At 71.5% G+C, this 24,954-nt stretch carries 21 protein-coding genes; 9 read left to right on the forward strand and 12 right to left on the reverse strand.

What is annotated here, in order from left to right; all coding sequences use genetic code 11:
• Nucleotides 1-638 precede the first annotated feature (638 nt).
• Nucleotides 639-1,163 carry a universal stress protein gene (locus tag IEY91_RS32805; RefSeq protein WP_030360002.1) on the forward strand — a complete coding sequence of 175 codons (525 nt, stop codon included), beginning with the start codon at nt 639-641 and terminating at the stop codon, nt 1,161-1,163.
• Between the two features lie 247 nt (nt 1,164-1,410).
• Complete coding sequence (locus tag IEY91_RS32810; RefSeq protein ID WP_189176782.1) at nt 1,411-1,989, forward strand: GPR1/FUN34/YaaH family transporter; 579 nt, start codon at nt 1,411-1,413, stop codon at nt 1,987-1,989.
• A gap of 118 nt (nt 1,990-2,107) precedes the next feature.
• Here the strand turns inward: IEY91_RS32810 and glmS are convergent, their stop codons facing one another.
• From glmS to IEY91_RS32825, 3 genes are all read right to left on the reverse strand, one after another.
• A complete protein-coding gene (gene glmS / locus IEY91_RS32815) occupies nt 2,108-3,925 on the reverse strand; it encodes a glutamine--fructose-6-phosphate transaminase (isomerizing) (protein ID WP_189176783.1) in 1,818 nt (605 codons plus the stop codon).
• A gap of 46 nt (nt 3,926-3,971) precedes the next feature.
• Complete coding sequence (locus tag IEY91_RS32820; RefSeq protein WP_164324787.1) at nt 3,972-4,229, reverse strand: hypothetical protein; 258 nt, start codon at nt 4,227-4,229, stop codon at nt 3,972-3,974.
• 98 nt (nt 4,230-4,327) lie between these two features.
• Complete coding sequence (locus IEY91_RS32825; RefSeq protein WP_164324788.1) at nt 4,328-5,215, reverse strand: DUF4429 domain-containing protein; 888 nt, start codon at nt 5,213-5,215, stop codon at nt 4,328-4,330.
• Between the two features lie 126 nt (nt 5,216-5,341).
• On the opposite strand from IEY91_RS32825, the gene IEY91_RS32830 reads away from it, so the two are divergent.
• Entirely contained in the window at nt 5,342-6,967 is a 1,626-nt protein-coding gene (locus IEY91_RS32830) for a beta-N-acetylhexosaminidase (protein ID WP_189176784.1), read from the forward strand.
• An 85-nt stretch (nt 6,968-7,052) separates the two neighbouring features.
• Here IEY91_RS32830 and IEY91_RS32835 read toward each other — a convergent pair whose 3' ends face one another.
• The 3 genes from IEY91_RS32835 to IEY91_RS32845 all read right to left on the reverse strand — a co-directional run bounded on the left by IEY91_RS32835 (nt 7,053) and on the right by IEY91_RS32845 (nt 10,351).
• The gene (locus IEY91_RS32835; RefSeq protein ID WP_373288070.1) at nt 7,053-7,685 is read right to left on the reverse strand and encodes a GNAT family N-acetyltransferase; all 633 of its coding nucleotides are present in this window, start codon (nt 7,683-7,685) and stop codon (nt 7,053-7,055) included.
• The gene (locus IEY91_RS32840) at nt 7,669-9,111 is read right to left on the reverse strand and encodes a pyridoxal phosphate-dependent decarboxylase family protein (protein WP_189176785.1); all 1,443 of its coding nucleotides are present in this window, start codon (nt 9,109-9,111) and stop codon (nt 7,669-7,671) included. The genes IEY91_RS32835 and IEY91_RS32840 overlap by 17 nt, the downstream gene beginning before the upstream one ends.
• Before the next feature lie 193 nt (nt 9,112-9,304).
• A complete protein-coding gene (locus IEY91_RS32845) occupies nt 9,305-10,351 on the reverse strand; it encodes an ABC transporter substrate-binding protein (RefSeq protein ID WP_189176786.1) in 1,047 nt (348 codons plus the stop codon).
• Between the two features lie 257 nt (nt 10,352-10,608).
• On the opposite strand from IEY91_RS32845, the gene IEY91_RS32850 reads away from it, so the two are divergent.
• Both IEY91_RS32850 and IEY91_RS32855 read left to right on the forward strand, forming a co-directional pair.
• Nucleotides 10,609-10,902 carry a hypothetical protein gene (locus IEY91_RS32850; protein ID WP_189176787.1) on the forward strand — a complete coding sequence of 98 codons (294 nt, stop codon included), beginning with the start codon at nt 10,609-10,611 and terminating at the stop codon, nt 10,900-10,902.
• The gene (locus tag IEY91_RS32855) at nt 10,902-12,362 is read left to right on the forward strand and encodes a M14 family zinc carboxypeptidase (protein ID WP_189176788.1); all 1,461 of its coding nucleotides are present in this window, start codon (nt 10,902-10,904) and stop codon (nt 12,360-12,362) included. Before IEY91_RS32850 ends, IEY91_RS32855 begins: the two co-directional genes overlap by 1 nt.
• A gap of 115 nt (nt 12,363-12,477) precedes the next feature.
• Here IEY91_RS32855 and IEY91_RS32860 read toward each other — a convergent pair whose 3' ends face one another.
• Genes IEY91_RS32860 through IEY91_RS32875 form a run of 4 tightly spaced genes read right to left on the reverse strand, consistent with a single transcriptional unit; the run spans nt 12,478 to nt 18,303 of the window.
• On the reverse strand, nt 12,478-13,638 hold the full coding sequence (locus tag IEY91_RS32860) for an acyl-CoA dehydrogenase family protein (protein ID WP_189176789.1): 1,161 nt from the start codon (nt 13,636-13,638) through the stop codon (nt 12,478-12,480).
• A 5-nt stretch (nt 13,639-13,643) separates the two neighbouring features.
• Nucleotides 13,644-14,624: a hydroxymethylglutaryl-CoA lyase gene (locus IEY91_RS32865; RefSeq protein ID WP_189176790.1), complete on the reverse strand. Its 981-nt coding sequence runs from the start codon at nt 14,622-14,624 to the stop codon at nt 13,644-13,646.
• Nucleotides 14,621-16,666, reverse strand: coding sequence for an acetyl/propionyl/methylcrotonyl-CoA carboxylase subunit alpha (locus IEY91_RS32870; RefSeq protein ID WP_189176883.1), 2,046 nt, complete (start codon nt 16,664-16,666; stop codon nt 14,621-14,623). The genes IEY91_RS32865 and IEY91_RS32870 overlap by 4 nt, the downstream gene beginning before the upstream one ends.
• 20 nt (nt 16,667-16,686) lie before the next feature.
• Nucleotides 16,687-18,303, reverse strand: coding sequence for a carboxyl transferase domain-containing protein (locus IEY91_RS32875; RefSeq protein WP_164324800.1), 1,617 nt, complete (start codon nt 18,301-18,303; stop codon nt 16,687-16,689).
• Between the two features lie 83 nt (nt 18,304-18,386).
• On the opposite strand from IEY91_RS32875, the gene IEY91_RS32880 reads away from it, so the two are divergent.
• From IEY91_RS32880 to IEY91_RS32895, 4 genes are all read left to right on the forward strand, one after another.
• The gene (locus IEY91_RS32880; protein WP_164324801.1) at nt 18,387-19,016 is read left to right on the forward strand and encodes an SACE_7040 family transcriptional regulator; all 630 of its coding nucleotides are present in this window, start codon (nt 18,387-18,389) and stop codon (nt 19,014-19,016) included.
• Nucleotides 19,017-19,080: 64 nt separating this feature from the next.
• Entirely contained in the window at nt 19,081-20,238 is a 1,158-nt protein-coding gene (locus IEY91_RS32885; RefSeq protein WP_189176791.1) for an acyl-CoA dehydrogenase family protein, read from the forward strand.
• Nucleotides 20,239-20,246: 8 nt separating this feature from the next.
• Nucleotides 20,247-21,119, forward strand: a complete 873-nt coding sequence (locus IEY91_RS32890; RefSeq protein ID WP_164324804.1) for an acyl-CoA thioesterase — start codon at nt 20,247-20,249, stop codon at nt 21,117-21,119.
• 82 nt (nt 21,120-21,201) lie between these two features.
• On the forward strand, nt 21,202-22,125 hold the full coding sequence (locus tag IEY91_RS32895; protein ID WP_189176792.1) for a cation diffusion facilitator family transporter: 924 nt from the start codon (nt 21,202-21,204) through the stop codon (nt 22,123-22,125).
• 42 nt (nt 22,126-22,167) lie between these two features.
• Here the strand turns inward: IEY91_RS32895 and IEY91_RS32900 are convergent, their stop codons facing one another.
• Both IEY91_RS32900 and IEY91_RS32905 read right to left on the reverse strand, forming a co-directional pair.
• Nucleotides 22,168-22,950, reverse strand: a complete 783-nt coding sequence (locus IEY91_RS32900; RefSeq protein ID WP_189176793.1) for a phosphatase — start codon at nt 22,948-22,950, stop codon at nt 22,168-22,170.
• A gap of 89 nt (nt 22,951-23,039) precedes the next feature.
• Complete coding sequence (locus IEY91_RS32905; RefSeq protein WP_229697383.1) at nt 23,040-24,779, reverse strand: PucR family transcriptional regulator; 1,740 nt, start codon at nt 24,777-24,779, stop codon at nt 23,040-23,042.
• Between the last annotated feature and the right edge of the window lie 175 nt (nt 24,780-24,954).

A 24,954-nucleotide genomic window follows, 5' to 3' on the forward strand; every position in this document is an offset into this window, starting at 1 on the left:
CCGGGCGGGCCGGGGCGCGGGAACCGCGGGGGCCCGGCGCTCGCGCGCCCCCTCGGCGGCGCGGCGGCGAGTGGCGGTCGGGGCGGCGGTGGCGGCGGTATGCGGTCCTGGCACGGCGTGCTCCCTGGGACGGTGGTTTCGCACGGTGTGGCGGGTGACTGCGGATGTCTCCGAAAGAGTGGTTTCACGGGTTCAACGCGTGGCCGACCGGCCGGTCACTGGCCTGAAGGGAGCGCGCTCCCGAACCGGGCGCAAACCGCCTGTACGGGGCAGCCGCCATTGCCATCCGGGCCCGGCTCATGCATGCTCCGGTGAACGCCGTGCGGCCGCGGTGAGGCCTTGTACGGGCCTCGTACCGGGTTCCGGACGGCGCCGGGAATGCCCCGGGCAGGTTCCGGGCGGGACCTGGGCAGGAGAGGAGTGCCGCCGTACCCTTGGGGGTAAGGGGTTGGGAAGATGATTCCCGGACACGCGTCCGGTGACACGCATCGCCGCAGTGCCCCACCTGCTCCCTGTAGCGCAGCACCACCAGGGCACCGCCCCAGCCGCCCGACCCGTGCACGCGAGCGTGCACCCGAGACACCGCGCACCTGAAAAACGCCGACCCTCCTACAGAGGACTCCTTCGCCGAGACACCGATGGCCGGTCACGAATTCTCCGAACCCGCGAACCGCAAGCGGCAGGTCGCCGATCCGAGCGCGACCCCCCAAGCGGCGGAAGAACCACGTCACTCCTGCGATCCCGCCTTCCGGCACGGTGTCGTCGTCGGCTTCGACGGCTCGACATCCAGCGAGCGCGCCCTCGCGTACGCCATCGGGATGGCCCACCGCTCCGGCTCCGGCCTGATCATCGTGCACGTCGCCAACCGGCTGCCCACCACCGTGTGGGCGGGCTGCGAGCCCCCGGTCTTCGTCGACGTCCCCGACCACCGCACCGAGGTCCTCGGCCTCGAGCTGGCCTGCGCCGAGTATCTGTCCGAGGTGCCCTGGATCCTGGTCGAGCGCGGCGGTGACATCTGCCACGAGCTCGAAGAGGTCGGCCGGGAGTATTCCGCGGACGCCATCGTCGTCGGATCGACGCACGGAATCGTGGGGCGCATCTTCGGCTCGGTCGCGGGCCGGCTCGCGCGCCGTGCGCAACGGCCCGTGGTCGTCATTCCGTAGCGCGAGGCCGGGCTTCACTTCGATCGCCGCCCGCTTCCGCAACGCCCTTTCGTGCCAGGTGGGATGAGGGTTTCACGGCGTCAACTTCCGTGTGGCGGCGCATAAATCTACTCGTGCGTAGAGGTGGTTTGCGCCCTTGTGAAGGGTACATATCGCTCGCCGGGACAGCACGGTCCGGCGCCGCGCGGCAGCACAGCGGCAGCTCGACGGAGCAGCACAACCGCACCTTGCACGAAGGGAGCCCGCCGTGGACAAAGACGTCTCCGCGGGAAGCAAGGCCTCACCCCTGGACCGACTCGGCCATCTCGCTCTCGGACTCACCCTGTTGGCCTTCGGCCTCGGTCACACCGAAGTGATCGACGGCGTGAGCGCCGCCGACGCGGTCACCCTCGCGACGTATGTCGGGGGCATCGCGCTCTTCGTCGCCGGACTCCTGGCCTTCCGCGACAACGACGCGTTCACGGGCACGGCCTTCGCCGGGCTCGGCGCGTTCTGGTTCACCTGGGGCGTCTCGGCCGACGCGCAGGTCTCCGCGAACGCCGCGGGCCTCTTCCTGCTCCTGTTCGCGCTCGTCGCGCTCACCCTCACCGCGGCCGCCGCCGGCGGCTCCACGCTGACGCGAACCACGTACGCCCTGATGTTCGTGGCGCTGCTGCTTCTCGCCATCGCGCAGTTCGGCGACAGTGACGGCCTGGCCAAGGTGGGCGGCTGGTTCGCCGCAGGTGGCGGGCTGCTCGCCTGGTACGGCGCGACGGCCGCCCTGGCCAACTGGCCGACGGCGCTCCCCGGGCGTCCTGCCGGCCGGGGGGTGACGGCCGCCGGCTGAGCAGGCGCGGGCCGGGGTAATGGGCGACCCCGGTCCCTCGAAGAGTGATCCCCTGTGCGCCTGGTGGCACGTACAGGGGATCACTCGCGTGCGCGCGTCGAGCACGCGCCTCGGGGGACTACTCCACCGTCACGGACTTCGCCAGGTTGCGCGGCTTGTCGATGTCCCGGCCCAGGGCCAGGGCCGTGTGGTAGGCGAGGAGCTGGAGCGGGATGCCCATGAGGATCGGGTCCAGCTCGTTCTCGTTCTTGGGGACGACGATCGTGTGGTCGGCCTTCTCCTGCTCCCGGTGGGCGACCGCGAGGATCTTGCCGCTGCGGGCCTTGATCTCCTCCAGGGCGGCGCGGTTCTTCTCCAGGAGGTCGTCGTCGGGGACGATCGCGACGGTGGGCAGGGCGGGCTCGATCAGGGCGAGCGGGCCGTGCTTCAGCTCGGAGGCGGGGTAGGCCTCGGCGTGGATGTAGGAGACCTCCTTCAGCTTCAGGGAGGCCTCGCGGGCCACCGGATAGCCGCGTACGCGCCCGATGAAGAGCATCGACTTGGCCTCGGCGAACTCCTGCGCCAGCTTCTTGATCTCGTCCTCGCGCTCCAGCATCTCCTCGATCTGCGCGGGCAGTTGGCGCAGACCGGCGATGATCCGCTTGCCGTCGGAGACCGACAGGTCGCGGATGCGGCCCAGGTGCAGGGCGAGCAGCGCGAAGGCGACGGTGGTGTTGGTGAAGCACTTGGTGGAGACGACGCAGACCTCGGGGCCCGCGTGCACGTACACGCCCGCGTCCGCCTCGCGGGCGATCGCGGAGCCGACGACGTTGACGACGCCGAAGACGCGGGCGCCCTTGCGCTTGAGCTCCTGCACGGCGGCGAGCACGTCGTAGGTCTCGCCGGACTGGGAGACGGCGACGTACAGGGTGTCGGGGTCGACGACCGCGTTGCGGTAGCGGAACTCGGAGGCGGGCTCGGCGTCGGCGGGGATGCGGGCCAGCTCCTCGATCATCTGGGCGCCGATCATGCCCGCGTGGTACGAGGTGCCGCAGCCGAGGATCTTGACGCGGCGCACCTTGCGGGCGTCGTGCGCGTCCAGGTTCAGGCCGCCGAGGTGCACGGTGGAGAAGCGGTCGTCGATGCGGCCGCGAAGCACGCGGTCCACGGCGTCGGCCTGCTCGAAGATCTCCTTGTGCATGTACGTGTCGTGGCCGCCCATGTCGTACGACTCGGCCTCCCACTCCACGGTGGTCGGCGAGGCGGTCGTGCGCGAGCCCTCGGTCGTGTACGTGCGGTAGTCGTCGGCCTTGATGGTGGCCATCTCGCCGTCGTCGAGGGTCACGACCTGGCGGGTGTGCGAGACCAGGGCGGCGACGTCGGAGGCGACGAACATCTCCTTCTCGCCGATGCCGAGGACGACGGGCGAGCCGTTGCGGGCGACGACGATGCGGTCGTTGAAGTCGGCGTGCAGGACGGCGATGCCGTACGTGCCCTCGATGTGGCGCAGCGCCTCGCGGACCCGGTCCTCCAGCTTCTCGGCGTCGGCGCGGGCGATGAGGTGGGTGATGACCTCGGTGTCGGTCTCGGAGAGGAACTCGACGCCCTCGGCGGTCAGCTTGGCGCGCAGCTCGGAGGCGTTGTCGATGATGCCGTTGTGGACGACGGCGACCTTGCCCGCGGCGTCCAGGTGGGGGTGGGCGTTCTCGTCGGAGGGGGCGCCGTGGGTGGCCCAGCGGGTGTGGGCGATGCCGGTGGTACCGGTGAAGCGCTTGGGAACGCGGGCCTCCAGGTCGCGGACGCGGCCCTTGGCCTTGACCATCTTCAGGCCGGTGGCCTTGGGGCTGGTGATGACGACGCCCGCGGAGTCGTAGCCGCGGTACTCCAGGCGCTGGAGGCCTTCCAGGAGCAGCGGGGCGACGTCACGCTTGCCGATGTATCCGACAATTCCGCACATAAAGGGTCCCCTCGGGTCGGGCGGTTTCGTACGTGGACAGGTGGGCCTAGCCGTAGACGATGCGCCGCAGCTGTCTCAGCGTGAGCTCGGGCGGCGCCACCGCGCGGTACTTCAGGTCCGCCGCGATCCGCTCGAAGATCGTCGTGTTCACCAGGCCCTGACCCTGGAGCTCACGGTGGCGGCGGCGGACGTACTGCTCGGTGGTCTCGTCGAAGTAGGCGAGCACGTCCTGGATCACCCGCAGGGCCTCACCGCGCTGGAGCGAGGTGGACCGGGTCAGGTGATCGACAAGTTCTTCGTGCACCCGTTGATCCTGGAGTACGAAGGGGGCTTTCGCAAGAATCCTGCCCGATATCGGGCAGGAACGGCTTGGTCCGTACTTTTATCGGGCCATGGAACCCTTCACATCCGCTTCAGGACCGCCTGTTTGGCCGCCGCGAACTCCTCGTCGGTCAGGACACCGCTCTGCCGCAGCTCGCCCAGCTCGCGCAGGCGGCGCAGGAGCGCGTCGTGATCGTCCTCGGCGGCGATGGCCGCGGGGGGCGCGTCCGCGGCGGAGGGCTCCTGCGTGAGCGCCGGCTTCGCGGCGGCGGCCGGGTGCGGCAGGCGGGCCTGCACGGCCGCCGCGACCAGCGCCATCAGCGGGTCCTTCTTGAAGCCCCACAGCTCGACCGAGTTCGGGTCGTACTTCGGCGGGGCCTTGGTGGGGGAGTTCCGCACGGTGAAGCGGAGGTAGCCGTTCTCCAGGCCGATGGCGGGCTGCCACTCCACGGCCGCGACGTCGGCGAGCGCGATCGAGCGGGTGCCCGACGCGGCCTTGGCCTCCTCCGTCTTCCAGTTCCACTCCAGGCGGATGTTCTCCCCGTCGAAGCTCACCGTGGCGTCACCGGCGGCGACCTGGAGCGGCACCGAGGGCCCCGGCAGCAGATAGCTCTCGCAGCCCTTGGCGGGGACCTGCTCCAGGAGCAGCGCGTTGCGCACCTCCTCGACCACGTACTCCGCGACGCCGTAGCGGTCCGACTCCACGGTCAGCTGGTACGGGTCGGAGGAGTCCGCGAGCTTGCCGGCGCTCGCCTGGAGCAGCGGGTCCGCGCCGTCGCGAAGCCGCAGCCGAAGTCGGCCGCTCTTCTTGCCCTGTTCGAAGGCGATGCCCGCCAACGCCGCGAGCGGCAGCGTGAGTTCACCGAGCGTCTTGCGCAGCAGTGAGACGGCCTTGTCGCGGCCCGGCACGAGCCGAAGCGTCTCTCCGTCGAAGGTCCAGGTTCCGTCACGTTGGATGATTTCCGCCATGGAGGGATTCTCGCACCGCGGCCGCGGCCAGGTGGTCTACACCTTGACCCGGTCTGGGGTGCGCGGTACGCATGGTGACGGTTCGACTGCGTCACATCCGCGTTGCCCGGCGAAAGGGACCCGCTTGTGAGACAGCACCGCAGAACTGCCTGTGTCATCGGATCACTCCTGCTGATCGCCGCCGCCGGTACGGCGTCGTCGGCGGCCACCTCCGGCCCGGCCACCCCCGGTTCCGCCACGTCTCGCGCCGAGCCCGTCCCCCTGGGCCGGATCGTGCCGGTGCCCATGAAGGCCGAACCGGGCGGACCCGGCTTCGAGATCACCTCCAAGACCCGCATACGCGTGGGCGACCGCCCCGAGGAGCGCCGCGTGGGCGAATACCTCGCGAGCGTCCTGCGCCCCTCCACCGGCTACCGCCTCCCCGTCACCGACCGCTCGGGCGGCGACGGCATCCGGCTGCGCCTCAGCGCCGAGCCGGAGAACAAGGTCCTCGGCAGCGAGGGCTACCGCGTGATCTCCAAGCGCGGCTCCCTCACCATCACGTCCTGGTCGCCCACCGGCCTGTTCCACGGCGTGCAGACCGTGCGGCAGCAACTGCCCGTCGCCGTCGAGAAGAAGACCAAGCAGCCGGGGCCGTGGCGGGTCGCGGGCGGCACCATCAAGGACAAGCCGCGCTTCGCCTACCGCGGTTCGATGCTGGACGTGTCCCGGCACTTCTTCCCCGTCGAGCATGTCAAGCGCTACATCGACCAGTTGGCGCTCTACAAGATGAACAAGCTGCATCTGCACCTGAGCGACGACCAGGGCTGGCGCATCGCCATCGACTCCTGGCCGCGCCTTGCCACCTACGGCGGCTCCACGCAGGTCGGCGGCGGCCCCGGCGGCTACTACACCAAGGACCAGTACAAGGAGATCGTCGCCTACGCGGCGTCCCGGCAGATGGAGGTGATCCCGGAGATCGACATGCCGGGCCACACCAACGCCGCGCTCGCCTCGTACGCCGAACTGAACTGCGACGGCGTCGCGCCGCCGCTGTACACCGGCACGGCCGTCGGCTTCAGCTCGCTGTGCGTGAAGAAGGACGTGACGTACAAGTTCGTGGACGACGTCGTCCGGGAGCTGGCCGCGCTCACGCCCGGCGGGACCGTGCACATCGGCGGCGACGAGGCGCACTCCACGAGCCACGAGGACTTCGTGACGTTCATGGACAAGGTGCAGCCCGTCGTCACCAAGTACGGCAAGGGCGTGATGGGCTGGCACCAGCTGGCCGGCGCCAACCCGGTCAAGGGCGCCGTCGCCCAGTACTGGGGCTACGACCGCACCGGCCAGGCCGAGCGCGACCAGGTCGTGAACGCGGCGAAGAACGGCACCAAACTGGTCGTCTCCCCGGCCGACCGCGCCTACCTCGACATGAAGTACCACAAGGACACCCCGCTCGGCCTGTCCTGGGCCGGCTATGTCGAGGTGCAGCGTTCCTACGACTGGGACCCGGGCACGTATCTGCAAGGCGCCCCGGCGGACTCGGTCCTGGGCGTCGAGGCGCCGCTGTGGACGGAGACCCTGTCCACGCCCGCGCAACTGGACTTCATGACGTTCCCGCGGCTGCCCGGCATCGCCGAGCTCGGCTGGTCGCCCGCGTCCACGCACGACTGGGACACGTACAAGACCCGGCTCGCGGAGCAGGCCCCGCGCTGGGACGCCCTCGGCATCAACTACTACAAGTCGCCGCAGGTGCCCTGGCCCACGAAGTAGACCCCGGCATAGGTGAGTGGGGCTCCGCGGGACCGTCCGCGGAGCCCCACCCGGTCTCAGGTGATCGGGTTCTTGAGGGTCCCGATCAGCGGAGGGCGGTCGCCGGGTGGCGTGCCGCCACCGCTTCTCGTACACCTGCCGCCTCGAACTGCTCCCGGGCGCAGAAGCTGAGCAGGGCGTGCTTCTCCGGCTTGTCGATCGCGTGCTCGGGCACGAAGCCCACGCTCTCGTCCAGGTGGTGCGCGGCCGTGTCGGTGACATCGGGCCCGACGACGACGCGGTGGGTGCGCGGGTCGGCGAACAGGTGCTCCATCACCGTGGTGACGACCGCCCGGGTGAACCCGTGCACCGGCTTGTCGGTGGGGGCGACGAGCAGGCGAAGGCCGACGTCGCCGGGCTCGGGCTCGTACAGGCCGACGAGCTTGACGTACCGGGGGTCGTAGCGCTCCATCAGGAACGCGGGCTCCCCGTCGTGCAGCCCGACGAAGGCGTGGTGGTGCTCGGAGGCGGCGATGCCCATGTACTCGCGCTCGATGTCCGGGAGCGTCGGGTGCTGCGGCAGCCACAGGGCCGCCTTGGGGTGGGTAACCCAGGCGTGCACCATCTCGGTGTCGGTGATGGGGTCTCCCCTGCTCGAACGAAGTTGAGAGCTTGGGAAAGGATCGAGGGGGCGCAGGGTGAGCGTGCCGACGCCGGTACGGTCAGCAGGCGCGGTCAAGGTTCTCTCCCAGGTACTGCTCGGCGTGGCCGGCGATGAGATCGAGGACGGCGGCGATGTCGGCGGCGGAGGTCTCCGGGTTGAGCAGCGTGAACTTCAGGAACTGGCGCTCGCCCACCTTGGTGCCCGCGACCACGGCGTCGCCGGAGGCGAACAGGGCCTTGCGGGCGTACAGGTTGGCGCGGTCGATGGCCGCCGGGTCGCAGATCGCCTCCGGGATGTAGCAGAAGACGAGGGTGGAGAGTTGCGGCTCGGCCATGACGGCGAAGCGCGGGTCGGCGCCGATCAGGTCGAAGCCCCGGGTGGCCAGGGCGCACACCTCGTCGAAGAGGTCGCCGAGGGCGTCCGCGCCCATCACGCGCAGCGTCATCCACAGTTTCAGCGCGTCGAAGCGGCGGCTCGTCTGGAGGGACTTGTCGACCTGGTCGGGGACGCGTTCCTGCGCCGCGCGCCGGGGGTCGAGGTCTGCGGCGTGGTACGTGGCGTGGCGCAGCGCGGCCGCGTCGCGGACAAGGAGCGCCGACGAACTCACGGGCTGGAAGAAGGACTTGTGGTGGTCGACCGTGACGGAGTCGGCGTGCTCGATGCCGTCGAGGAGGTGGCGCCGGGTGCGCGAGGCGAGCAGGCCGCCGCCGTACGCGGCGTCGACGTGCATCCACGTCCCGTACCGCGCGCAGAGGTCGGCGATCTGCGGCAGCGGGTCGATGGAGCCGAAGTCGGTGGTGCCCGCGGTGGCGACGACGGCCATGGGGACGAGGCCCTGCTCGTCGAGGCGGGCCAGCTCGCGGGCGAGCGCGACGATCTGCATGCGCTTGTCGCGGTCGGTGGGGATCACCACGACGGCGTCCTGTCCGAGGCCGAGCGTCTTCGCCGCCTTCTGGACGCTGAGGTGTCCGGCCTCGGAGACGAGGACGCGCAGCCGGGCGGGGGAGTCCGTCCTGGCCTCCTCGCGGGCGAGCAGCAGGGCCTGCAGGTTGGACTGGGTGCCGCCGGAGGTGAACACGCCGTCGGCGGCGGGCCCGAGGCCGACGCGCTCGGTGGTCCAGTCGATGAGCCTGCGCTCGATGAGGGTGCCGCCAGCGGACCGGTCCCAGGTGTCCAGGGAGGAGTTCACGGCGGACAGGACGGCCTCGCCGAGCACGGCCGGGATGACGACCGGGCAGTTGAGGTGGGCGAGGTGGCGCGGGTGGTGGAAGTAGACGGCGTCGCGCAGATACAGCTCGTCGAGTTCGTCGAGGGCGGCGACGGTGTCGTGCAGCGGGGTGTCGAGGTCGACGGCCTCGACGCGGGGGGAGAGGGTGTCGGCGGTGACGCCGGTGAACGGGCGGGAGGTGGTGGCGATTCTGGCCGCCACCCGCTCGACTCCTTCGGTCACGGAGGCGCGGTACCGCTCCGTGGTGGTGTCGTTGAGCAGGTGCGAGCGCATGAACGGTCCTCCAGGTGAGGGGACTTGGTCGCGCCCCCGGGAGTAGGGCACAGCAGGGAGGGCCCGGGGGCGCGATGTGGAACTTAGGTTAGCCTAACCTAAGTCCATTTCCCTTGTCTCTCCGGTCTCCCCCGCGACGCAAAGAGCCGCCCGCCTGCTGACGCAGACGGACGGCTCACGACGCGGTTCTGCGTCAGGAAACCTTCTTCGCCTTCTCGATGGCCTCCGCCAGGTCCTCAAGGATCGGCGCGCACTTGGCGTACGAGTAGATCGGCTCCGTCACGCGCGGGATGACCTGGCCGGCCTTGACGGCGGGCAACTTCTCCCAGGTGGGCTTCTGCTCGGCGAGGGCGGCCGGCTGGATGGCGGAGGTGCGGTTGTCCATCATGATGACGTCGGCCTTGTGCTTGTCGACGTTCTCCCACGACAGGTTCTCGAACCAGCCCCCGCTCTCCTTCAGGGCGGCCGCCGACGGCTCGACGATGTTCACGCCGAGCGCCTTGAAGTACTCCAGGTCGGCGGAGAGGTTGGAGCCGGACACGTAGAAGATGTCCTGGCTGGCGGAGCCGACGAGGACCTTGATCTCCGGGCGGGACTTCGCGGCCTTGCGCAGCCGCTCGGCCGCGGCCTCGAAGCGCTTCTTCGCCTTGACGACCTTGTCCGCCTTCACGTCCGCGCCGAGCGACTCGGCGAGCGCGAGCAGCCGCTCAAGAGGCTTGGTCATCTGGCGGTCGTACACGGAAATGCCCACGCTGGGGGCGAGCTTGAGGATCTTGTCCTTGGACGCCTCGGGGACGTACCAGAGGGTGCCCTTGTCGTCGAACATCGTGGAGAGCAGGACGTCCGGCTGGAGGCCCACGTACTTCTCGATGTTGAACTGGTCCCAGGCGTTGCCGAGGATCGTCACCTTGCTGATGTCCATGTCGCCGGCCTGGACGTCCGGCTTGCCGTCCTTGGTCTTCGTCGGGCCGAAGACGCCCTTGACCTCGACGCCGTAGTCGTACAGCGCGGCCGCGACGCCCGTGAACGCCACGATGTTCTTCGGCGTCGCGTCCGTCTTGGCCGTCGTGCCGCGGTCGTCCTTGAACGACCAGGCGCCGCCGCCGTCCTTCGCGCCGCTGCCCGAGCCGTTCTTGTCGGCCTTCTCGTCCCCGCAGGCGGCGAGGACGGCGGTGAGGCCGAGGGCGCCGCCCGCAGCGAGGATGCCGCGGCGCGAGGGCTTGCGGGGGCTGTGGGGCATGGGGGTCTCTGCTTTCGTACGGGGCGGCTGGCCGGAAGTCGTGCTTAGGTTAACCTAACCTTCCTTCTCGGCCGAGGTGGCCCCGGCTCGGCCGAGGTGGCGCCGGGCGCTCGGGGGTCCGGCCCGGCTCGGGGTTCCGGAGGCGGTGACCACCGGTTGTGGCGCCGGCGTTGACAGCGGATCCGCGTCGCCTCATCGTCGGTAACGGTGGAATGTCGGATTTGGCGAGATCCTTCGGGTCATCCCGGGAGGCGGGCATGCGCGAACCGACCGAACGCTTCGACGCCACGGTCCACCCCGGCGCCGCGAACCGCGACCTGCGCGGCGTCGCCGACCTGGACCTGGACCGGATCCCCGATCCGGAGGGCGCGGTCCGGGTGCTCGTCACCGCGGACGAGTGCCGCCGGCTCCTTGAACGCGGCTACGAAGTCCATCTGCACGCGCCGGTCCCCGTGCGGCCCCTGCCCGCCGAACTGGTGGAGCAGGACGAGGCGGTCAGGCGCTGGCTGGAGGAGCGGCTTGAGGGAATCCAGCGGGCGGGGGGTGCGTGATGTACCGGACGGTCGCCCAGATCGACTCGGTGATCTCGCAGCTCGCGACGTCGTTCCCACAGCTGTGTACGAGGACCCAACTGCCCGAGCCCTCCCTCCAGGGGCGCCCCGTGTTCGCCCTGCGACTGCGCGGGGGCCCGGGTGGGAACCGCCGCGGCGTCCTCATGGTGGGCGGCACCCACGCGCGCGAGCTGATGAACCCCGACGCCCTGGTGGAACTCGCCGTCGACCTCGTCACGAGCTACCTGAACGGCACTCCCGTCGTGTACGGCGGCCGGACCTGGACCGCCCTGGACGTCAAGCTCGTCCTGGAGAGCCTCGACGTATGGATCGTCCCCTGTGTCAACCCCGACGGACGCCACCGGGTGATGACCGTCGACAACATGTGGCGCGGCAACCTCCGTGACAACCCGGGGACCCCGTGCGACGGCGTCGACCTCAACCGCAACGCGGACTTCGTCTGGGGCGTGACGGAGGGGCAGACCTCGTGCAGCCCCTGCAGCGAGGTCTTCGTCGGCTCCGGCGCGTTCTCCGAGCCGGAGACCCGCAACGTCAAGCACCTGCTCGACACCCGGCACATCCACAGTTTCGTGGACGTGCACTCCTTCTCGGAGCTCGTCCTCTACCCGTGGGGCCACGCCCACAGCCAGACCGACGACCCGGCACAGCGGTTCACGGGCCTGCCCACCGGAACCTGCGCGCCCCTCGCCGTCCCCGGCTACCGGGAGTACATCACCCCCCGCGACCTGCTCCGCTTCTCGACGGTCGCGGGCCGGGTCGTCGAGGCGATCGCGGCGGTGCGCGGGCGCGCGTACACCCCCCAGACGGGCCGTGCGCTGTACGCCACCACCGGCACCCAGAGCGACTACGCCTACAGCCGCCACATCGCGCAGCCCGCGCTGCACAAGACGTACGGCTTCACCATCGAGACGGGCCCACGAGTGGAAACCCTGGAGGACTCCTTCCACCCCCGCGACCCCACCCTCATCAAACGCGACGCCAAGGCGGGCGTACTGGCCCTGGCCCAGCAGAGCGTCTGCGCCTTCGACCTGATCGGCGTACGCCTGCTCGGCCGCCAGACCGAGGTGGACGCGCTGCGCCGCGTCCGCGACGAACAACTCGCGACCACGGAGCCCGGCCGCGAGTGGATCACGCTCATCGAACGGGTCGAACTCCCCGTAGCCGCCGTGCTGTTGGAGGACGAACGCTTGGCAGGCCGCGCAGCCGCCCTGATCGAACGCGCGGGCAAACTCGTCGAGGACGAGAAGCTCGTGGTGACCGACGAGGACGTCGCCCTCGGCCTTGCCCTCGTGGGCGAGCTGGCGGAGCGGGCCGGGGCCAAGGACGAGCAGGTGCGGGCTGATCTGAAGGCTGTGGGGGTGGTGTTGGAGCGGGCGCGGGGGGTGCCGGCGGATGCGGTGGTCAGGGAGTTGATGGGGCGGGGGCCGGGGGCGGAGTGAAGTGGCGGCGCCCGCCCCGACGGGCACGTCTATGACACGCCAGTAGGGACGCCGGACGGGGTAGGAACAGCCCGTCCGGCGTTTGAGGGTGAGCGCGGCAGCGTGAGGGTGTCGCCTAGCTGGTGAGGCCGAGTTCCCTGGCGATCAGCATGCGCTGGACCTCGCTTGTGCCCTCGCCGATTTCGAGGATCTTGGAGTCGCGCCACATGCGGGCCACGGGGTACTCGTTCATGAAGCCGTAGCCGCCGTGGATCTGGGTGGCCTCGCGGGCGTTGTCCACGGCGACCGTCGAGGAGTACAGCTTCGCGAGGGCGGCCTGCTTCTTGAAGGGTTCGGCCGAGACCAGGCGGGACGCCGCGTCGCGCCAGGCGAGGCGGGACGTGTGGGCCTTCATCTCCATGTCGGCGATCTTGAACTGGATGGCCTGGTTGGAGCCGATGGGGCGGCCGAACGCGTGGCGCTCCTTGGCGTACTTCACCGACTCGTCCACGCAGCCCTGGGCAAGGCCGGTGGCGAGGGCGGCGATCGCGACACGGCCCTCGTCCAGGATGCGGAGGAACTGGGCGTAGCCGCGGCCGAGTTCGCCGAGGAGGTTCGCGCGGGGGACCCGCACGTCGGCGAAGGAGAGTTCCCTCGTGTCCGACGCGTTCCAGCCGACCTTCGAGTACGGCGCCGCGACCGTGAAGCCCGGCGTGCCCGACGGGACGATGATGGAGGAGATCAGGGGCTTGTCGTCGGCCGTGCGGCCGGTGACCGCCGTCACCGTCACCAGGCCCGTGATGTCCGTACCGGAGTTGGTGATGAAGCACTTCGTGCCGTTGATCACCCATTCGTCCGTCGCCTCGTCCAGGCGGGCCGTCGTCCGGGTGCCGCCCGCGTCCGAGCCGCCGTCCGGCTCCGTCAGGCCGAAGGCGCCCAGGATCTCGCCCGAGCACATCCGCGGCAGCCACTCCCGCTTCTGCTCCTCGGTGCCGAAGAGGTGCAGGGGCATGGCGCCCAGGGAGACGCCCGCCTCCAGGGTGATGGCCACGGAGGAGTCGACGCGCGCCAGCTCCTCCAGGGCGATGCCGAGCGCCAGGTAGTCGCCGCCCATGCCGCCGTACTCCTCCGGGAACGGCAGGCCGAACAGGCCCATGCGGCCCATCTCGCGCACGATCTCGTACGGGAACTCGTGCCGCTCGTAGAAGTCACCGATCTTCGGCGCGACCACGTCGTGCGCGAACGCCTCGACGGTGCGCCGCAGTTCCTCGTGTTCGGGGGAGAGGTGGTGGTCCATCGTTCTCACTGCTCCTTGTGGGAGAGGGCACGCACGGTGCGGGACGGGCTCGGTCGGCCCAACTGGTCGGCCATCCACACGCTGGTGGCGGTGAGACGGCCCAGGTCGACCCCGGTCTCGATGCCGAGGCCTTGAAGCATCCACACGAGGTCTTCGGTGGCGAGGTTTCCGGTGGCGCTCCTGGCGAACGGGCAGCCGCCGAGACCGCCCGCGGACGCGTCCACGGTGGTCACGCCGTGCTGCAGCGCCGCGAGGGTGTTCGTGAGCGCCTGACCGTACGTGTCGTGGAAGTGCACGCCGACGCGGTGCGTCGGCACGCCCTGCTCGTTGAGGGCGGCGAGCAGTTCGAGTACGTGACCGGGCGTCGCGACGCCGATCGTGTCGCCGAGGCTCAGCTCGTCGCAGCCCATGTCGATCAGCGCCTTGCATACGCGGACGACCTGCGCGATCGGTACGGCGCCCTCCCACGGGTCGCCGAAGCACATGGAGAGGTAGCCGCGGACGTGCACCTGGTCGTGCGCGCTCTCCGCCTCCTTCGCCCGCGCCACCACCGGCTCGAACATCGCGAGCGCCTCGTCCACCGTGCGGTTCAGGTTGGCCTTCGCGAACGACTCGGTGGCGCTGGCGAACACGGCCACGTGGCGGGCGCCCAACGCCAGAGCGCGGTCCAGGCCGCGGGCGTTCGGGACCAGGACCGGCAGGTGCACGCCCTTGGTGCCGCTCAGGTCGTCGAGCAGCGGGAACAGGGCCTCCGCGTCCGCCAGTTGGGGCACCCACTTGGGGTGCACGAAGCTCGTCGCCTCGATCGTGGTCAGGCCCGCGTCGGCCAGGCGGTGGATGAACTCCGCCTTGACCTCCGTGGGGACCGTCGCCTTCTCGTTCTGCAGGCCGTCTCTCGCGCCCACTTCGTGGATGCGGACGTGGGGTGGCAGGTCCTCCGTCGGTACGACCATGGGGAGGGGGGTGCGGGGTGTTTCCTCGGTCATGACTCGTCCTCCTCCGCGGGGGTCACCACGGCCAGGACCTGGTCCATGGCGACCGTGGTGCCCGGGGTGACGTCCAGCTCGGTGACGGTGCCGGCGTGGGGGGCGGAGATGACGTGCTCCATCTTCATCGCTTCTACGACCAGCAGGCTCTGGCCCGCGGTCACCTCGTCCCCGGTCGCCACCTTGACGACCGTGACGGTGCCGGGCATGGGGGCCGTCAGGGCGTCCACGCCCGCGTGGGCTGCGCCGGTGAGGGCTGCTTCCACGGGGTCGTGGTCCTGGACTTGCCAGGCGTCGGCCTCGCGGCCCAGCCAGGTGCCGGTGCTGTGGAAGGTGTGGGTGCGGCCCTTGTGGTGGAGGGTGACGGTGGTGGGGTGGGCGACGTTGGTGGTCCCTGCCGGGGGCTCCCCAAGCCCGCCCCTTCCCGAAACTGGGGGCGAGCCCCCGGGCCCCCAGGCCGTTTCCCCGGAGGGGAGCTGGATCTCGGTGCCGCCGGCACCGGGGCGGGTGCGTACGACCACGGGGTCGTGCCCGGACACCCGCAGGTGGTGCACCGTCCACGCCGCTTCGCCGCCGAGCCGCCATCCGCTGGGTACGGAGAACGGGTCCCGCCACCGGTTCAGTTCCTCCGGGGTCTGCTGTCGCGCCAGCGCGGCGGCCCCGTACACCTCCACCGGAACATCCGCGGTCACGAGGCTTTCGGCCTCCCGCTCCACCAGCCCCGTGTCCAACTCCCCTGCCACCACCGCCGGATGCGCCAGCAACCGCCGCAAGAACCCCGCGTTCGTCGGCACCCCCAGCGTCACCGTCTCCGCGAGAGCCGCCCGCAGCTTGCGCAGGGCCGTCGCGCGGTCGGGGCCGTACGCGATGACCTTGGACAGCATCGGGTCGTACAGGCTGCCGACCTCCGTGCCCTCGCTGAGGCCGGAGTCGGTGCGTACGCCGGCGCCGGAGGGCTCGTGGAGGGCGAGGACCGTGCCGCCGGACGGGAGGAACCCGCGCGCGGGGTCTTCGGCGCAGATGCGGGCCTCGACGGCGTGGCCGGTGAGGGTGATGTCGTCCTGGGCGAAGGGCAAGCGCTCGCCGGAGGCGACGCGGAGTTGCCATTCCACCAGGTCGAGCCCCGTGATGAGTTCCGTGACGGGGTGTTCTACCTGGAGGCGGGTGTTCATCTCCATGAAGTAGTACGAGGACGGGTCGTCGCCGGGGACGATGAACTCGACGGTGCCCGCGCCGACGTAACCGCAGGAGCGGGCGGCCTCCACGGCGGCGGAGCCCATCGCGGCGCGCGTCGCCTCGTCGAGGAGGACGCTCGGCGCCTCCTCGATGATCTTCTGGTGGCGGCGCTGGAGGGAGCACTCGCGCTCGCCGAGGTGGACGACGTTGGCGTGGGCGTCGGCGAGTACCTGGATCTCGATGTGCCGGGGGCGGTCGACCCAGCGCTCGACGAGCAGGGTGTCGTCGCCGAAGGAGGCGCGGGCCTCGCGCCGGGCGGCGGCGATCTCCTCGCCGAGGAGCGCCTCGTCGCGGACCAGGCGCATGCCCTTGCCGCCGCCGCCCGCGGAGGGCTTCAGGAGTACGGGAGTGCCGATCTCCCGTGCGGCGTCGATGAGTTGGGCGTCGGTGAGGCCGCTTCCGGAGGAGCCGGGGACGACGGGCACCCCGGCCTTCCGTACGGTCTCCTTGGCGCGGATCTTGTCGCCCATCAGGTCGATGGCGGTGGCGGGCGGGCCGATGAAGGCGAGCCCGGCGTCCGCGCAGGCCTGCGCGAAGGCGGCGTTCTCGGCGAGGAAGCCGTAGCCGGGGTGGACGGCCTGGGCGCCGGACGCGGCGGCGGCCGCGAGGAGCCGCTCGGCCGAGAGGTAGCTCTCGGCGGCCGGGGCGGGGCCGAGCCGCACCGCCGTGTCGGCCTCGCGCACGTGCCGGGCGTCCGCGTCGGCGTCGGAGAAGACGGCCACCGAACGGACACCGAGCGCCCGCAGCGTACGGATGACGCGGACGGCGATCTCGCCCCGGTTGGCGACAAGGACCGTGTCGAACATCGTCATGAGTCAGTAGTCCCTTACATCCGGAAGACGCCGAAGCCGCGTTCGCCCAAGGGCGCCCCGGCACACGCGGTCAGGGCCAGGCCGAGCACCTGGCGGGTCTCCAGCGGGTCGATGACGCCGTCGTCCCACAGCCGTGCCGTGGCGTAATAGGCGCTGCCCTGCTGTTCGTACTGCGCGCGGACCGGGGCCTTGAAGGCCTCCTCGTCCTCCTGCGACCACTGCTCGCCGCGACCTTCGAGCTGGTCGCGCTTGACGGTCGCGAGGACGGACGCGGCCTGCTCGCCGCCCATCACGGAGATCTTGGCGTTGGGCCACATCCACAGGAACCGGGGCGAGTAGGCCCGGCCGCACATGGAGTAGTTGCCCGCTCCGTAGGAGCCGCCAACCACGACGGTCAGTTTCGGTACGCGGGTGCAGGCCACCGCCGTGACCATCTTCGCGCCGTGCTTGGCGATGCCACCGGCCTCGTAGTCCCTGCCGACCATGAAGCCGGAGATGTTCTGCAGGAAGACCAGCGGGATGCCGCGCTGGTCGCACAGCTCGATGAAGTGGGCGCCCTTCTGGGCGGACTCGGAGAACAGGATGCCGTTGTTCGCGACGATGCCCACGGGGTGGCCGTGGATGTGCGCGAAGCCGGTGATGAGGGTCTGCCCGAACTCGGCCTTGAACTCCGCGAAGCGGGAGCCGTCGACGACGCGGGCGATGACCTCGCGTACGTCGTAGGGGGTGCGGGAGTCCGTCGGCACGGCGCCGTACAGACCCAGCGGGTCGACCTTCGGCTCCTCGACCGGGCGGACCTCCCAGGGCAGGGCGCCGCGCGCGGGGAGCGTGGAGACGATCGTGCGGACGATGCGCAGGGCGTGCGGGTCGTCCTCGGCGAGATGGTCGGTGACGCCGGAGACGCGCGAGTGGACCTCGCCGCCGCCCAGCTCCTCGGCGGTCACGACCTCGCCGGTGGCGGCCTTCACCAGGGGCGGGCCGCCCAGGAAGATCGTGCCCTGATTGCGGACGATCACGGCCTCGTCGCTCATCGCGGGGACGTACGCGCCACCGGCCGTGCAGGAGCCGAGCACCGCCGCGATCTGCGGGATGCCCGCGCCGGACATCCGCGCCTGGTTGTAGAAGATCCGCCCGAAGTGCTCGCGGTCGGGGAAGACCTCGTCCTGCATGGGCAGGAAGGCGCCGCCGGAGTCCACCAGGTAAATGCAGGGGAGCCGGTTCTCGAGGGCGACCTCCTGCGCGCGCAGGTGCTTCTTGACCGTCATGGGGTAGTACGTCCCGCCCTTGACCGTCGCGTCGTTGGCGACGATCACGCAGTCGCGCCCGCTGACCCGGCCGATGCCCGCGATGACGCCGGCGGCCGGGGCGTCGCCGCCGTACATCCCGTCGGCCGCGAGCGGTGCCAGTTCGAGGAACGGCGAGCCGGGGTCGAGGAGGGCGTCCACGCGCTCGCGCGGCAGCAGCTTGCCGCGCGCCACGTGCCGCTGCCGGGCGCGCTCGCCGCCGCCGAGACGGGCCGCGGCGAGTTTGCCGCGCAGCTCGTCGGCGAGGGCGCGGTGCGCCGCCTCGTTCGACCGCCAGGCGTCCGAGGCGGGGTCGGCCGCGCTCGCGAGGACTGGTGCCTGTTGCATCCGCTGTGCTCCCACTGTTAGTGAGCGTTAACGTATGTCGCTCAGGTTAACGAGCGCTAACCGCCCTGTCTAGAATTGCCTCCATGGCCACCAGGACCGACGCCCCCACCCGCCGTGAGCAGATCCTCAAGGAAGCCGCTCGGCTCTTCGCCGAGCGCGGCTTCCACGGCGTCGGCGTGGACGAGATAGGGGCGGCCGTCGGGATCAGCGGTCCTGGCCTGTACCGGCACTTCGCGGGCAAGGACGCGATGCTCGCCGAACTCCTCGTCGGGATCAGCGAGCAACTGCTGCGGGGCGGCGAGCGGCGGACCGCGGAGGCCGCGGGGTCGCCCGGCGCCGCGCTCGACTCGCTCATCGAGGGGCACATCGACTTCGCCCTGGACGACCGGCCCCTCATCACTCTCCACGACCGTGAGCTGGATCGCCTGCGGGACAGTGACCGCAAGCTGGTGCGGTCCTCGCAGCGGCGGTACGTGGAGCTGTGGGTGTCCGCGGTGCGCGGCGTCTACCCGGGCCTTGCGGAGGCGGAGGCGCGGGCGTCCGTGCACGCGGTGTTCGGTCTGCTGAACTCGACCCCGCACCTGGGGCGGCCGGGGGCGCTGCCGGGCAGGGAGGCGATGGCGGGGCTGTTGCGGCGGCTGGCGCATGGCGCCCTGGAGGCGGCCTCCAAGGGAGACGCAGGTGACAGTTCTGGCTCTGGACGGTCACAGTGACCGCCCGGTAACCTCGGGCTGAGCAAGCGCTTAGTATGCGCCGTCGCCAGAGGGAGTCCAAGCCGTGCGCCGAACTGTTTTCAATGAGGACCACGAGGCATTCCGGGAGACCGTCCGGGCCTTCATCGAGGCCGAGGTCGTGCCGGTGTACGACGAGTGGTTCGCGGCGGGCCAGGCGCCCCGCGACTTCTACTACAAGCTCGCCGACCTCGGCGTGTTCGGCATCCGCGTCCCCGAGGAGTTCGGCGGCGCGGGCATCGACTCGCACAAGTTCGAGGCGGTCATGTACGAGGAGACGGCCCGCGCGGGCGTCTCCTTCGGCGGCTCCGGCGTCCACGTGCTGCTCGGCCTGCCGTACATCGAGATGCTCGCCACCGACGAGCAGAAGAAGCGCTTCCTGCCGAAGTTCGTCTCCGGCGAGGAGATGTGGGCGCTCGCCATGACCGAGCCGGGCACCGGCTCCGACGTCGCGGGCATGAAGACCACCGCCAAGCTCTCCGACGACGGCACGCACTACGTCCTCAACGGCGCCAAGACCTTCATCACCGGCGGCGTGCACGCCGACCGCGTGATCGTCTGCGCCCGCACCTCCGCCCCGCGCGAGGACGACCGCCGCTTCGGCATCTCCCTGTTCGCCGTCGACACCAAGGCGGCGGGCTACTCGGTCGGCCGCAAGCTCGACAAGCTCGGCCTGAAGGTCTCCGACACCGCCGAGCTGGCCTTCGTCGACGTCAAGGTCCCCGTCGAGGACCTGCTCGGCGAGGAGAACAAGGGCTTCGGCTACCTCGGCCACAACCTCGCCTCCGAGCGCTGGGGCATCGCGTTCGGCGCCTACGCGCAGGCCAAGGCCGCCGTGCGGTTCGCCAAGGAGTACGTCCAGGAGCGCGCCGTCTTCGGCAAGTCCGTCGCCTCCTTCCAGAACACCAAGTTCGAACTGGCCGCCTGCCAGGCCGAGGTGGACGCCGCGGAGGCCGTCGCCGACCGCGCCCTGGAAGCCCTCGACGCGGGCGAGCTGACCCCGGCCGAGGCCGCGTCCGCGAAGCTCTTCTGCACCGAGGTCGCGCACCGCGTCATCGACCGCTGCCTCCAGCTGCACGGCGGCTACGGCTTCATGAACGAGTACCCGATCGCCCGCCTGTACGCCGACAACCGCGTCAACCGCATCTACGGCGGCACCAGCGAGGTCATGAAGATGATCATCGCCAAGTCGATGGGGCTGTAACCGCGCGCATGGGCAAGGAACTTCAGGATCTCCTCGACCTGCTCGACCTGGAGCGGGTCGAGGAGAACATCTTCCGGGGCGTGAGCCGCTCGGCCCTGGTGCCGCGCGTCTTCGGCGGGCAGGTCGCGGCGCAGGCCCTCGTCGCCGCGGGCCGCACCGTCCCCGAAGACAGGCCCGCGCACTCCCTGCACGCCTACTTCCTGCGGCCCGGCGACCCCGGCGCGCCCATCGTCTACACCGTCGACCGCATCCGCGACGGCCGGTCCTTCACCACCCGGCGCGTCGTCGCCGTGCAGCACGGCCAGCCGATCTTCCACCTCTCGGCGTCGTTCCAGACGTACGAGGAGGGGCTCGAGCACCAGTACGCGATGCCGGCGGCGCCCGACCCGGAGACGCTGCTCACGGCCGCCGAAGCCCTGCCGCGCGACCTGCCGCCGGACGTCGCGCGGCGGCTCATCGAGGCGCGCGCCGCCGTCGACCTGCGCTACGCCGACGCGCCGCCGTGGGCCAGCGTCGGCAAGCCCCGGGAGCCGCACTCCCAGGTCTGGTTCCGCACCAACGGCAAGCTCGGCGGGGCCGAGGCGGGCTCCTTGCTGCACGTCTGCCTCGCCACGTACGTCTCCGACATGACGCTGCTCGACTCCGTGCTGCTCGCCCACGGGCGCGGGGGGTGGGCCGTCGGGGACGTCGTCGGCGCCTCGCTGGACCACGCGATGTGGTTCCACCGGCCGTTCCGGGCCGACGAGTGGCTCCTGTACGACCAGGAGTCGCCCTCGTCCGGGGGCGGGCGGGGCCTGGGGCAGGGGCGGATCTGGACGGCGGACGGGCGACTGGCCGTGACGGTGATTCAGGAAGGTGTGGTCCGGGTGCCCCGGAGCTGAGGTTCCCTCCGGGGGTAGGCGGGTCCCTAGGAGCTGAGGTTCCGGCCGCTCCGCGGCCCTCAATCCGGCATACTGCCTGAATATGGCTGAAACCGCCGCCGAAAGCACCTTCACCGTCCTCGTCGCCGCCGTCGCCAACCTCGGCATCGCCGTCGCCAAAGCCGTCGCCGGTGTCGTCAGCGGGTCCAGCGCGATGCTGTCCGAGGCGGCGCACTCCGTGGCCGACACCGTCACGGAGCTGATGCTGCTCGTCTCGCTGAAGAGCGCGCGGCGGCCGGCCGACGAGGACCATCCGCTCGGCTACGGCGGCGCCCGCTACATCTGGGCGCTGCTCGCCTCCGTCGCCACGTTCGTCGGCGGTGGCGTCTTCGCCGTGTACGACGGCGTCCACACCCTCACGCACGGCGAGGAACCGGGCGACCCGCTCGTCTCGTACATCGTCCTCGGCATCGCCTTCCTCCTGGAGGGCTACTCCCTGCGCACCGGCCTCAAGCAGGCCCGCGGCGAGGCCGACCGCTTCGGCGTGCACGTCAAGCACTACCTGCGGCACACGCCCGACACCGCCGTGAAGGCCGTCGTCATGGAGGACTCGGCCGCGCTCGCGGGCCTCGTCCTCGCCGCGGGCGGGCTGCTCGGCGGCCAGCTCACCGGCTCCGGCGTGTGGGACGGCGTCGCGTCGCTGTGCATCGGCGTGCTGCTGGTGTACGTCGCCTGGGTGCTCGGGCACGCCAACGCGGAGCTGCTCATCGGGCGGCCGCTGCCCGCGCCCATCCGGGCGGCGGTGCGGGCCGAACTCCTCGCGGACCCGCACGTGGTGGACGTACTCGAACTGACCACCCTGCTCCAGGGCCCGAAGGAGGCGATGGTCGCCGCCAAGGTGAACTTCCGTGACGTGTCCACCGCCGGTGACATCGAGCTGGCCTGCGACCGGATGGCGCAGCGGATCCAGGCCCGCTTTCCCGCTGTGAGCCGGGTGTACCTGGACCCCACGCCGGGGCGCCGTTGATCGCGGCCTTCGGCCTTCCTCGTCCTCAAACGCCGGACGGGCTTATCCCCCCAGCCCGGCCGCATCGAGCAGGTAAGCCGTCAACGGGTCATAGAACCGCGGGCTGGTCACGTGGTCGTCGAGGGGGACCGTGACCTGTACGGTCCCCTCCGCCTCGCCGATGAACAGGGCGGGGTCGTTGCAGTCCGCGTAGCCGAGGGAGTCGATCCCGCGCTGGCCCGCACGGCCGGCCCAGCCGTGGTCGGCGACGACGAGATCCGGCAACGGCCGCTCCTCGCGCAGCAGCCCGTCCAGGATCGCGTTCATCGGCTCCGGGGAGTGGGTGTGCCACAGCGTCGCGCCGCGCTCCAGGACGGCCACGTCGGCGAACTGGAAGACGAAGCCCTCGTCGGCGGTGAGGCCCGCCGGGATGACGACGATCTCGCAGCCCTCGGCGCGCAGCGCGGCGGCCGTGGCGCGGTGCACGTCGAGCAGTCCGCCGGGGTGGCCGGTGGCGAAGAGGACGCGCTCCTTGCCGGCGGCGGCCTTGCGCAGCCGGGCGGCCATCCGGTCCAGGGCGTCGACCGTCAGCTCGGGGTCGATGGTGTCCTGGCCCTGGCGGTGCTCGGCGTCGTCGCTGACGCCGCAGCGCTCGGCCATCACGGCGAGCACGTCCTGCTCGTCGGTCCAGCGGTCGCCGAGCTCCAGGCCCAGCCAGTAGTGGCGGTCGCCGTTCGCGAGTTTGCGGTAGTGGGAGAGGTTGTTCTCGCGGGGCGTCGCGACGTCGCCGGCGATTCGGGTACGGACGAGGTGCTCGACGAGCGCGGCACGGCTGGGTATCGACATGCGTCCCATTGTGCCGTCGGCGGTGGGCCGGAGGCGGGCCGTCCCGCACGCTGGACCTGTGCGGCGACTCACGTTCCGGGGCGCGCGGCTCACTCCGACCGGTCGGTACGGCCGAGGGCGAACCACAGTTCCATGCGGACGTCCGGGTCGTCGAGGTCGGCGTCGAGGAGGGCGGCGCAGCGGGTGACGCGCTGGCGGACGGTGTTGCGGTGCACGGAGAGCGCGGCGGCGGTACGGTCCCAACTCCCGTGCAGGGAAAGCCAGGTGCGCAGCGTCTCGGTGAGCGGAACGCTGCCGCCGAGAGGGCCGAGCAGCTCCCGCGCGTGCGCGTCGGCCTCGGCGGGCGCGACGAGCCCGGCGATCCCGCCCTCCCGATGCCGCACCACGGCCACCCGCGCCGCCTCGGCCCGCCGCAACGCCCGCCCGGCCTGAGCGTCGGCGGCGGCGAGCCCCGCGACCCCGGCGGCCGCGGACACCCCGAGCGTCCACCCGCTCTGCGGGGCGGGGTCGCGATCGGCGGGGAGGAGGAGGCGTACGAAGTGAGGGGCGCGGGCGGCGGGGGCGGGGCCGTTGCCGGGTCCGCCGTCGCCGCCACGGCCGCCGTCCTTGCCGTCGTCGGCGTGGGTGCCGTGGCCGGTAGCGGCGGCGTGTTCGTCACGGGCCGGGTGGCTGCCGTGGGCCGCGTGCGCGGCGTCGTCCGCCCATACGTGGCCGTCGACCAGCGTGCTGCCGAGCGCCGCAGCCAGAGCCGTAGGCGTCGGCGGCTCCTGTTCGCGGTCGCCGTGGCGCACGCGTGCGTGTACGACGGTCCAGCGGTCGGCGCCGAGCAGGGGGGCCACGTCGGCGGGGTCCGCGCCGAGGAGCAGGCGTACCAGCGCGGCCGACCGGGCGGACTCGGCGGCGCCCTGGTGCGGTGCGGTGAGCAGGGAGAGCAGCACGGCGGCGACCCCGGTCACCGTGTGGTCCCCGGGCTCCCGCTGCCGCGTGGCCACACCGAGCGCGAGCCCGTGCGCCCCGGCGAGGGCGTAGGCGGCGAGGTGGGTACCGGCGACGGTGTCGGTGGCGGAGGCGGGGGTGGGGCGCGGGGAGTGCGCCTCCGTGCCGCCGCTGCCGGTGCCGGCCCCGGTGCCGTCCCTGGTGCCGTCCCCGAGGGGGTTCACCACCCCCGTCAGCCGTGCCAATGCCGCCCCCGCCTCCGCCCCCGGCTCCTGCCCCGCCGACTGCACGGGTGTGCCGTCGGGGCCGTACAGCGCCGCGTAGCCGCCGAGGCGGGTCGCGAGTTGGCGGAGGAGGGCCGGGATCGGGTCGGGGCGGGCCGCTGCCGCGGCGAGGCCCTGTTGGGACTGGGTGACGCGGCGGAGTTCGGCGTGGCGGGCCTCGGCCATGAGTTGCCACACCGCGCGGGCGATCCCGCTGAAGGTGGTGCGGGGCGGGACTTCGAGGAGGGGGAGGCCGTGCCGGTCGCAGGCGTCGGCCAGGGCCCGCGGCACCGTGTCGTGCACGGGAGCCACGCCGAAGCCGAGCGCCGCGCCGCCCGCGGCGACGATGCGGGTCACGTACGCCTCCAGGTGGGCGTCCGCGTCCGCCGCCGGTACGTGCACCCCGGCCGTGAGCAGCAGCTCGCCGCCCAGCAGGTACGGGTACGGATCGGCCATCTCCGAGGTGTGCACCCAGTGCACGACGGCCCCGGTCCCCGTCGCGTCCGGGCCCGCGATCTGCCGCAGGCCCAGCTCCTCGCGGGCCAGCAGGGCGGTCAGCGGGACGGGCGGGGTGGGTGGGGTGGGTGGTGCGGCCACGGGGGTGTCGGGGGCGTCCGGGGCGGGGGGCATGGATGGTTCCTCCATACGCGGCTCGGAGAGTGTAGGAAACGTACACTTCAGCGTCGCTTTCCGGCCACCTAGGGTCGTGCCGACCGGGGCCTCGGGTACGGGCGGATGTCCCCGCGGCCGGTCACCGCAGCGGAACCGCAGCACTCCACCCGCACGACACGCCACCGACCCGAGC

The sequence above is a fragment of the Streptomyces lasiicapitis genome (genome assembly GCF_014646335.1).
Classification (GTDB): Bacteria; Actinomycetota; Actinomycetes; order Streptomycetales; family Streptomycetaceae; genus Streptomyces; species Streptomyces lasiicapitis.

Bases quoted from the DNA above. Each gene is read 5' to 3' on its own strand.
- IEY91_RS32805 (WP_030360002.1), top strand. From the start codon at position 639: ATGGCCGGTCACGAATTCTCCGAACCCGCGAACCGCAAGCGGCAGGTC.
- glmS (WP_189176783.1), bottom strand. From the start codon at position 3,925: ATGTGCGGAATTGTCGGATACATCGGCAAGCGTGACGTCGCCCCGCTG.
- IEY91_RS32825 (WP_164324788.1), bottom strand. From the start codon at position 5,215: ATGGCGGAAATCATCCAACGTGACGGAACCTGGACCTTCGACGGAGAG.
- IEY91_RS32840 (WP_189176785.1), bottom strand. From the start codon at position 9,111: ATGCGCTCGCACCTGCTCAACGACACCACCACGGAGCGGTACCGCGCC.
- IEY91_RS32845 (WP_189176786.1), bottom strand. From the start codon at position 10,351: ATGCCCCACAGCCCCCGCAAGCCCTCGCGCCGCGGCATCCTCGCTGCG.
- IEY91_RS32850 (WP_189176787.1), top strand. From the start codon at position 10,609: ATGCGCGAACCGACCGAACGCTTCGACGCCACGGTCCACCCCGGCGCC.
- IEY91_RS32855 (WP_189176788.1), top strand. From the start codon at position 10,902: ATGTACCGGACGGTCGCCCAGATCGACTCGGTGATCTCGCAGCTCGCG.
- IEY91_RS32860 (WP_189176789.1), bottom strand. From the start codon at position 13,638: ATGGACCACCACCTCTCCCCCGAACACGAGGAACTGCGGCGCACCGTC.
- IEY91_RS32865 (WP_189176790.1), bottom strand. From the start codon at position 14,624: ATGACCGAGGAAACACCCCGCACCCCCCTCCCCATGGTCGTACCGACG.
- IEY91_RS32870 (WP_189176883.1), bottom strand. From the start codon at position 16,666: ATGTTCGACACGGTCCTTGTCGCCAACCGGGGCGAGATCGCCGTCCGC.
- IEY91_RS32875 (WP_164324800.1), bottom strand. From the start codon at position 18,303: ATGCAACAGGCACCAGTCCTCGCGAGCGCGGCCGACCCCGCCTCGGAC.
- IEY91_RS32880 (WP_164324801.1), top strand. From the start codon at position 18,387: ATGGCCACCAGGACCGACGCCCCCACCCGCCGTGAGCAGATCCTCAAG.
- IEY91_RS32890 (WP_164324804.1), top strand. From the start codon at position 20,247: ATGGGCAAGGAACTTCAGGATCTCCTCGACCTGCTCGACCTGGAGCGG.
- IEY91_RS32895 (WP_189176792.1), top strand. From the start codon at position 21,202: ATGGCTGAAACCGCCGCCGAAAGCACCTTCACCGTCCTCGTCGCCGCC.
- IEY91_RS32900 (WP_189176793.1), bottom strand. From the start codon at position 22,950: ATGTCGATACCCAGCCGTGCCGCGCTCGTCGAGCACCTCGTCCGTACC.
- IEY91_RS32905 (WP_229697383.1), bottom strand. From the start codon at position 24,779: ATGCCCCCCGCCCCGGACGCCCCCGACACCCCCGTGGCCGCACCACCC.